8 protein-coding genes are annotated in these 8,651 nt (G+C 61.9%); 5 read left to right on the top strand and 3 right to left on the bottom strand.

Annotated features, from left to right (window positions below; translation table 11 throughout):
- Nucleotides 1–366, top strand: a 366-nt coding sequence (locus RCH93_RS03340; RefSeq protein WP_306546898.1) for a helix-turn-helix domain-containing protein, incomplete at its 5' end; no start/stop codon positions are given.
- A gap of 110 nt (nucleotides 367–476) precedes the next feature.
- Here the strand turns inward: RCH93_RS03340 and extKL are convergent.
- Nucleotides 477–1,700 (bottom strand): multiheme c-type cytochrome (seleno)protein ExtKL, encoded by a 1,224-nt coding sequence (gene extKL / locus RCH93_RS03335; RefSeq protein ID WP_306546897.1) that lies wholly within the window; start codon nucleotides 1,698–1,700, stop codon nucleotides 477–479.
- A gap of 429 nt (nucleotides 1,701–2,129) precedes the next feature.
- Nucleotides 2,130–2,411, bottom strand: a complete 282-nt coding sequence (locus RCH93_RS03330; RefSeq protein WP_306546896.1) for a hypothetical protein — start codon at nucleotides 2,409–2,411, stop codon at nucleotides 2,130–2,132.
- A gap of 515 nt (nucleotides 2,412–2,926) precedes the next feature.
- On the opposite strand from RCH93_RS03330, the gene RCH93_RS03325 reads away from it, so the two are divergent.
- From RCH93_RS03325 to RCH93_RS03310, 4 genes are all read left to right on the top strand, one after another.
- The gene (locus RCH93_RS03325) at nucleotides 2,927–3,742 is read left to right on the top strand and encodes an ABC transporter substrate-binding protein (protein WP_306546895.1); all 816 of its coding nucleotides are present in this window, start codon (nucleotides 2,927–2,929) and stop codon (nucleotides 3,740–3,742) included.
- Between the two features lie 14 nt (nucleotides 3,743–3,756).
- Entirely contained in the window at nucleotides 3,757–5,616 is a 1,860-nt protein-coding gene (locus RCH93_RS03320; protein WP_306546894.1) for a diguanylate cyclase domain-containing protein, read from the top strand.
- A gap of 176 nt (nucleotides 5,617–5,792) precedes the next feature.
- Nucleotides 5,793–6,479: a class I SAM-dependent methyltransferase gene (locus RCH93_RS03315; protein ID WP_306546893.1), complete on the top strand. Its 687-nt coding sequence runs from the start codon at nucleotides 5,793–5,795 to the stop codon at nucleotides 6,477–6,479.
- 120 nt (nucleotides 6,480–6,599) lie between these two features.
- The gene (locus RCH93_RS03310) at nucleotides 6,600–7,853 is read left to right on the top strand and encodes a CaiB/BaiF CoA-transferase family protein (RefSeq protein ID WP_306546892.1); all 1,254 of its coding nucleotides are present in this window, start codon (nucleotides 6,600–6,602) and stop codon (nucleotides 7,851–7,853) included.
- A gap of 138 nt (nucleotides 7,854–7,991) precedes the next feature.
- On the opposite strand, the gene RCH93_RS03305 is transcribed toward RCH93_RS03310, so the two are convergent.
- Nucleotides 7,992–8,318, bottom strand: coding sequence for a hypothetical protein (locus tag RCH93_RS03305; RefSeq protein WP_306546891.1), 327 nt, complete (start codon nucleotides 8,316–8,318; stop codon nucleotides 7,992–7,994).
- Between the last annotated feature and the right edge of the window lie 333 nt (nucleotides 8,319–8,651).

Raw genomic sequence — 8,651 nt, 5'->3', positions numbered from 1 at the left:
GAACAGTTCGGCGCTGATCGCCCACAGGCGCGGCAAGCGTACCGACGTTTTGTCATGGCAGGTTTAGAGTTGGAGTCACCCTGGAAAAATCTGAAAGGTCAGTGCCTTCTCGGAGACGATGCGTTTCTGGGAAAGCTCTCCCCCCTGCTCAAAGACAAAAGCGTTTTCAAAGAAATTCCTCGCGTCCAACGCTTTGCTGATCGGCCACCCTTGGAAGAGATTGTACCTGTCACAGGAAGCCGTGCAGCCCGTGATGCAGCCATTCTCAGGGCCTGCCAGGAGTTCGGCTACACCCAGACGCAAATCGCCGCCGCAACCGGCTTGCACAATTCAACGGTGAGCAAAATCATTCGGAAAATGGAATAATTCAAGATTCAAGATCTGACCCCTGCGATGCTGTGACCCCTGCGATGCTGCGATGCCCAGACCCCGACAGTCGACTGCCGGGGCCTGGGGTGTGCAGGGGAGCGTTGCGCTCAGCGCTTGAGGCTGACCTCGCGGGTCACCTTGTGGATCGGGAATTCAGCCTCCGGCACGCCCGGCAATTGGCGGAAGGTGAGGGTGGCTTCCACCACGGCCTCTTCAACGCCTTCGGGCAGCCTGACCTCAATGGTCTCCTTTCTCGGCACAAAGGGCTGCAGGCTGGTGTCGCGCATCAGGGTCAGCTTGCGGTTGGCCGCATAGACCATGGTGTTGTCGTCGTAGCCCAGTTTGTGTTGCGGCATATAGGTTTTGGTTTCCGTGTACAGTTCCTTGCCGTCCTTGGAACTGACCTTGATGTCCAGGGTCACCCGGTTGGGCGAGGGGCAACCGTCGGGGAAACGGTGGCCGATGCGGCTCACCACCTCGCTGTTGATCACCACCAGCGGAATCAATTCCTTGGCATTGGGCTTCATGCGATAGCCAATGGCGGTGAGATTGAGGTCGATCCATTCCTTGAGGCGTATGGAGGTTTGGGCGGGGTCCTGATAGTTGGGCGGGAAGCGGTGGCCCCCCTCTTTTTTCATGTGGCAGTCCTGACACGACTCGGTTCCGCCCATGGGCACGTAAAATTGCTGATGGCTGTCAAAGGTGGAGGTGCACCACATCGGTTCGTCGTAATGCTGCACATTGGGCCCCTGATGACACTGGGCGCAGAACACCGTGTCGCGCAGCATTTCACTCTTGGCGACGGTGGTGAATTTTGCGTCTCCATGGGGGCCGGCGAATTCGGGCCCGTAGATGACGTTTGGCTGGGGATTGCCGTCGCGGAACTTGCGGATGACGGCGTTGCGGTTGTGACAGACGATGCAGGTGATCCGCAGTTTGCTCAACACCTCTTCGTCGCCGTCGACAATGGCCTTGGCGATCTCGTCTGCGACCTTGTCGGAGGCGTCCATCATCTGCGGCAGATGGCATTCAACGCAGGGCTTGAGGAAGGCCTTGGTGGTGGGCGCCACCTCGCGCGATTTTTTCAGCTCGGTGTCGCGGGAATTGACGTAGCCCTGGAACGTGGCCAGGGTGCGGCCAATCGGGCCGAGCATCGGTTTGGCGTGGAGCGACTGCTCCCACTGGGTGTAGATTTCCTGATGGCACTCCTTGCAACTCGACGCGTCGTACTGCTGCACCAGTTCGTCCAGGGTTTGCGCCTCCTGGGCCGGGGTGAGTCCGGGTGCGGCCGTCAGCGCCAGGGTTGTGACTGCTGCCAGAATCCGTTTCATGATCTCCTCCTGTGCATGGTTGACCTGCCTGTGTGATCTCCGGGTTCGGGATCGCCATAGAGCGAGAGCGGGCGAATGCGCGCCGCTCGTTTGCGTTCAGGGGCTCGCCGGGAATGGGACGCCCGGCGGCGGCGAGCTGTTTTGCCGCAACTGGTTGGGAGTGGGAAGAGGGTGGGGGCCGTTTAAGTTGGTCCCCAACGTGTGGGGCTCAGGTAATTTTTACCGATTGGCGGGTGAGCGGTCAACCTCTTTGTCGCCCGCTTGACCGTCTGCCGGATGGTCCGGCAAAGAGCCTGAACTTGTCTGGATTCGTCTCGAATCGCCCGAAACCAGCGTTGGCAGCGATGTGTCGCGAGCGGGAATTTGGGGCATCCAGCCTCGGCGCGTCGCGTCGGGCTGGATTGAGAGAGTGGGCGGTTCGGGGAAGGATCAGGAAAACAATTGTACTGCGGCCATTTTTTCTTTTTCGATCCGCAATTCCTGTCTCAGCTGCATGACGGCGAAAAAATCCTCTTCCACGCCGAAATAACGGGCCAGCAGCAGAGCCTCCTGAACCGGCAGCCGTTTTTTGCCGCCAAGCACCCCGCAAAGATCGGCCTTGGCAATGCCGGTGTCTTTCGCCACCCTGTAGATGGTCAGGTTCTGAGGCTGAAAATAATCGTTGTGCAACATCGCGCCCAGATGATCGTTCACGTCTGCGTTTGACAACATGGTGAGTCCTCCCTCGAATGGTTGCGTTTGAGATGGTCGCTTAACCTGTTCGTAGTCGTTGTCGCGAAAGACGAGGCCGGCAATGCTTCCGCTTGGTCAAGGCGATGCACTATGGGCGCCAGCGGTAAGCGGCGAATAATATTCGTTACATCAAGGCGATGGTTGTTGGTTCGGGCCTGCGTTTTAGTGTAAGGGAGAAGCGGGTTGCGCGCGCTGCGAAACTGTGGCGCAGCCGCCGCAGATGTGAGGAGCCGCGCCTCGCATCCGTGGCGGCCGCAACAGAAAGAGTGGCTGAATACAGGAGGCGGCGACAACCGCATTGAGCCGCACGTGGCAGGCGTCTTGTGTTGCGCGCGTTGTTCGCCCGATTGCGAGGAATCCGAAAAGGCGCCGTCTTTACGGCAACATTGACACGCACTTGGCAACCCTCTATATTGATTTGTAGAAGCAGGGAGAGGTTGAGCCTTTCCCTGTGATCCTGGGACGTTCATGGCCAGCGCCAATAAGGAGACAGAATGCAGCGAAGACCCATGCTCCGCTTGTTGTGTGTGTTGTTCCTGACCTCGATTCCTGCGTTCGGCGCCGAGCCCGGCGCATCCCCGGATCACCTGGCTCAGGTGATGCAAACCGGGCAGTTGCGGGTGTGCATCTGGCCCGACTACTACGGCATCAGCTACCGCAACCCCAAGACCCAGGAACTTGCCGGCGTTGACGTTGATCTGGCCCACGAACTGGCGCACGACCTCGGCCCCCAGGTGCGGGTCGAATTTATCGACAGCTCCTTTGCCCGGCTGATCGAGGACGTTGCCGGCGACCGTTGCGACATCGCCATGTTCGCCATTGGCATTACCCCGGCCCGCGCCGAAAAGCTCCGTTTCAGCCAACCCCATCTGCAAAGCGACGTTTACGCCGTCACCACCCGCACTAACCGGCGCATCCGGCAATGGGACGACATCGACCAGCCCGGCGTGGTGGTGGCAGTGGCCAAGGGCACCTTGCACGAGCCGTTGATGCGCCAGCGGCTTCGCCAGGCGCGCCTGGCAGTGCTGGACACCCCCTTTGCCCGCGAGCAGGAGGTGGAGTCGGGCCGCGCCGATGTGTTCATGACCGATTATCCCTACAGCCAGCGGATGCTGGCCAATTCCGACTGGGCCCGGCTGGTGGCTCCGCCGACAACCTACCAGCTGACCCCCTACGCCTACGCCATGGCCCCCGGCGACGACCGCTGGCATGCCCGGGTCGAAGAATTTGTCCGCGCCGTCAAGCAGGACGGTCGCCTGCTCGAGGCGGCCAAGCGGAACCGGCTTGAAGCCATCGCCAAACTCGACTGACCACGGCCGCGCAGGTGACTCTTCGCCGCGCCCTGAGCGCCAACCTTGTGTTCCTGTCCCTGACGGCGGCGGTTGTCCTGGCCGTTTGCGCGGGCACGGGCTACGTCGTTCATCGCCAGAAAAACGCCGCAATCCTTGAGACGCTGCAACACAGCGCCCTGCACGCGCGCGCCTTTGAAGAGCACTTGACCCGCAGCCTGGAAAGCGTCCAGCGGCTTGCCGATCTCATCGCCGCCGGATCGACCGAATCCACACCGGCAAAGATGGGCGAATTGTTGGCCCCCATGCTGCGCCAGGCCCCGTTTATTCGCTCCCTTTCCCTGTTTGACGCCACTGGCCGGATTGTGGCCAGTTCCAACGCCGGCAACCTCGGCGTGCAGTTGGATCTGGGCGATTATTTCCCGCACACCGCTGCATCCCCTGGCGCCTCGCTGCGCATCGGTCGCCCCTGGGCGGGCCGTGATTTTGACGAAGGCCGGCCGTCGACGCTGGCGCAACCGTTGCCCGCCGACCAGCTTGGCTTCATTCCGGTGCTCTGCCGGGGCGAATACAAGGGCAAGGAGGTGCGGTTGGCGGTTGCGCTCAATCCGGATTTTTTCATCAACTATTTTACCCAGTGGTTGACGGCTGAAGACGGCTTTGTCGAGATCCTGCGCTATGATCGTCTGGTGCTGCTGACCAGCGGCGAACGCACCCCGCTGGGCGGCGAGCATCCCGACCTGATGCTGGCGCAATTGCTGCGCCAAGCGGAAATCGGCCGCTACCAGAGTGAGCGACAAGGGCATGATTTCACCGCGTTTCGCGTGTCTCGGCTGTATCCGCTGGTGGTGGCGACGCATCTCTATCACGATCAGGCGCTGGCGAGCTGGCGGCGGGAAAGCCGCCGGCTGGTCGCCTTGGTGGGGTTGGCGACGGCCTGCCTGGTCTATCTGGCCACGGCCGTGTATCGGCGCGAGCAACGCATCGCCGCCGCACGGGAAGCGGCGCGGCGGAGCGAATACGAACGGCTCGCGGCCACCGTGTTTGAAACCGTGCTTGAGGCGGTGATGGTCACCGATTCCAGGCAGCGGATTATTGCGGTCAATCCAGCCTTTACCCGCATCACCGGCTACGGGGTCGAAGAGGCGGTGGGCGCTGATTTTTCCCTGCTGGCCAGCGGTTATCACAGCGACGAGTTCTTCCAGATGGTGCAGCAGTCCTTGGCAAGCCAGGGGCACTGGGAAGGCGAGGTGCGCAACCGCCGCAAAACCGGGGAGATCTTTGTCGCCTGGCTGTCCATTAATCAGGTCTGCGACAACGCCGGCAATGTCGTGCAACTGGTGACCGGGTTCTCCGACATCACCGAATATTGCGCCGAGGCCGAGCGCATTTCGCATCTGGCCCACCACGACCTGCTCACCGGCCTGCCCAACCGGGCCTTGCTGCTTGACCGTCTGCGCCAGGGGCTGCGTCAAGCGCACCGCGATCGCAGACAATTGGCGGTGATTTTTTTTGATCTGGACAAATTCAAACCGGTCAACGACCAGTTGGGGCACACCGTGGGGGATCGCCTGCTGCAGGCCTTGGCAATGCGGTTGCTGGGGGAGGTGCGGGTCGCCGACACCCTGGCGCGTCTTGGCGGGGATGAATTCGTGGTGCTGCTGCCGGTGATGAAAGATGGGCGGGACGTCCTGGTGGTGGCGGAGAAGATTCGTCTGGCTGTGGCGCAACCGTTTCCGATCGATCGGCATCTGGTCAACGTCTCCGCCAGCATCGGCATTGCCCTGTACCCTGATCACGCCCAGGAAGGAGAAGAGTTGCTGCGGTGCGCGGATCGCGCCATGTATCAGGCCAAGGCTGAGGGCGGCAATCGTTTTGTGGTGTATCAGGCGTGAAAACGGAGCGCGCGGCCCTTATTTCCGGTGCAGGTCAAACTCCAGGGTGATGGTTGCGTCTTCCCCGGTCAAGGGCAGGACAGGCTGCGGGGAGGAATTGTTGGTGACTTTCTGGCCGTGCTTTTTATAGTGCTTCCTGCGGGTTCCACGCTTTCCTTTCTTTCCCCGAGGCATTCATGCACAACGCCTGCGACATTCGCGATTTGTTTGACCGTTGCGCGACGGCCTACGATCAGGACCGTCCCAAACTTGTGCCCGGTTTTGCCCAATTGTACGGCGCAGCCTTGCAAGCCTTACCGCAATCGGCGGTCGCCCCGGAGGTGCTTGATCTCGGCGCCGGCACCGGGCTGTTTGCCGCCATGGTCGCTGCGGCCTATCCCCAGGCCAGCATTCATCTGACCGACCTCTCCGAGGCCATGCTCGCCCAGGCGCGATTGCGCTTTCAGGGCAACCCGCGCATCTCTTACGCCGTACAGGATCACCTGCAACTCAATGCCCCGGCCGCCTACGATCTGGTGATCTCGGCCCTGTCGATTCATCATCTTGAAGATGCGGACAAGCGACGGCTTTTCGAGAAGATGTATCAAGCCCTGCGTCCCGGCGGGCTCTTGGTCAATGTCGATCAGGTGCGGGGGCCTTCCGCTGCCGAGGAAGAGGTCTATTCGCAGCAATGGCTGGCCGAGGTCCGCGCCGCCGGCGTCTCGGAGGCGGCCTTGCAACAGGCGCTGGAACGGATGCAGGCCGATCGGAACGCGCCTTTGACGGATCAATTGGCCTGGCTGGCTGACGCGGGGTTTGCGCCGGTGGAGTGTTGGCGCAGCCGGTGTCGATTCGCGGTGTTTGGTGGTTGGAAACGCGGCTGAAAAAAAGGCTGAACCGCCCGCCGCGCGCGTCCAGGAGAGCGCGCAGACGAGGTCAGAAGCGCGGGAGCAGCACCCGGTCGGCGGTTTCGTGATTCTTTTATCGCAACAATGCAGCAGCACATGGAAAACACTATGGAAAACCAGCAACCCGACTCGTCGCCGCATCCGCCACATCCGCCTCTGCCGCTCTCCGGTCTCCGGGTGCTGGAACTGGGGCACAACATCATGGGGCCGGCCTGCGGCTTGATCCTGGCCGATCTCGGGGCCGAGGTCTTCAAGGTCGAACGGCCGGGCAAGGGCGACGACACCCGCTGGCTGCAGGGCTTTGGCGCCGGTTTTTTCACCTGCTTCAACCGCAATAAAAAAAGCCTGGCCATTGACCTGAAGCACGAACAGGGGCGGGAACTCTTTCTCAAGCTGGTGGAAAAGGTCGACGTGCTGATTGAGAATTTTGCCCCCGGCACGGTCGAACGGCTGGGGCTCGGGGCCGAAGTTTGCCGGCGGCGCAACCCCGGCCTGATCTTCTGCTCGCTCAAAGGGTTCATGCCCGGCCCCTACGCCCACCGGCCGGCCCTGGACGAGGTGGTGCAGATGATGGGCGGTCTGGCCTACATGACCGGACCCAGCGGCAAACCGATGCGCGCCGGCGCCTCGGTCACCGACATCCTCAGCGGCGGCTTCGGGGTCATCGGCATTCTCGCCGCCCTGCTCCAGCGCGGGCAGACCGGCCAGGGGCAGGTGGTGCAGGCCTCGCTGTTTGAATCCGTGGCCTTTCTCATGGGCCAGCACATGGCCGGGGCCGGGGTTTCCGGGCAGGCCCCGCCGCCTATGCCCGAGCGCGGGCGCACTTGGTCGGTGTATGAGCTGTTTGCCGCCAAAGACAACCAGCAGGTGTTTATCGGTCTCACCTCGGACCGCCATTGGCGCCGTTTTTGTGCAACCTTCGGCTTCGACGATTGGGCCGAAGATCCCAAACTGGCCACCAACCAGGGCCGGATCGAGGCGCGCTCCTGGTTCTTCCCCGAACTGCAGCACCGGCTGCAACGACTGACCAAAGCCGAGTTAATGGCTTTGGCCGAGCAGGCCGGCATCCCCTTTGCCCCGGTCAACCAGCCGGTGGATCTGTGGGATGATCCCCACATGAACCAATCCGGCGGCCTGGCCGTCACCGAAACGCCTTCCGGCAAACAGGTCAAGCTGCCCAAACTGCCGCTGCGGCTTGCCGGCCAGACCTTTGATCTGCGCCTGCAACCGCCCATGGTGGGCGAAGGTGCCGCCGACATCCTCCAACTGGCCGGACTTTCGCCAACGGAAATCGAAGCCCTGGCCGCAGCTGGGATCATCGCAACCCAGCCGTGCCGCCACGCAGAGTAGCCGGGAGCAGCCCGAATGAAGCACCGCGCAATATGGGGACGTGAGTGTGCGCCGGCTACCCCCAAAGCCATTCCAAACAATTGTCAACCTTCTTGGAATTTGCCCCGCCTTGGTAAGCACTACGTAAAGGCGCGAACCTCAATACGGCGGATGCTGGCAGGGCGCGATGGTGAACTCGCGCACGGGCTGGCCGGATTGATCCAGCATCGGTCTGCCGTAGGCGTCGAGCACTTGGCGCTCCCAGCGGCACATGCCTGGCGAAACTTGGGGCGGAACAGCGGCAACCGGCGGCTGATAGCTGTGCGGGGCGGGATCAAAGGCCGCGACAAAGGGCGAGGCGAGAAAGGAGGCGGTCCGTTCGCCAAGGTGTTCAACGCCGCTGGTGTAATGCGCCAGTCCGGCGCTGGGCGCCAGGGGCGTTGCTGCAACGATCAATCCAAGGGTCAGCATGGTTTTCTTGAGCATGAATGCGCCTCCATCGGGGGAATGAAAAGGGAACAGGGCTGCTGTTTAAAAAATCTTTTCATGATCGGCCCGGCCGTCAAGCCAAGGCCAAATATTTGTATGGTCGCGGGGCATTGATGGGCCATCCCGCAGCCCGGCAAGAGCCCGCGCAATCCGGCCCATGCTTCCGGAACCCACTACGGCCTCGGATTCCACGGCGTGGCGTCGAGGACGCAAACTCTGCATAGCCTACTCATGAGGCGTTGCCAATGAAGATCCCAGCTTTGTCCCCATCAATGCAGGCGTCGGCGCTCTGTGCGCTGGCGTTCGCCACCTTCCACCCAGGCGGCGCCC

It is taken from the genome of Desulfobulbus sp. (assembly GCF_030824455.1).
Classification (GTDB): Bacteria; Desulfobacterota; Desulfobulbia; order Desulfobulbales; family Desulfobulbaceae; genus Desulfobulbus.
Note: the sequence above shows the minus strand (reverse complement) of the source record. Positions and strands in the feature narration are given on the sequence as shown.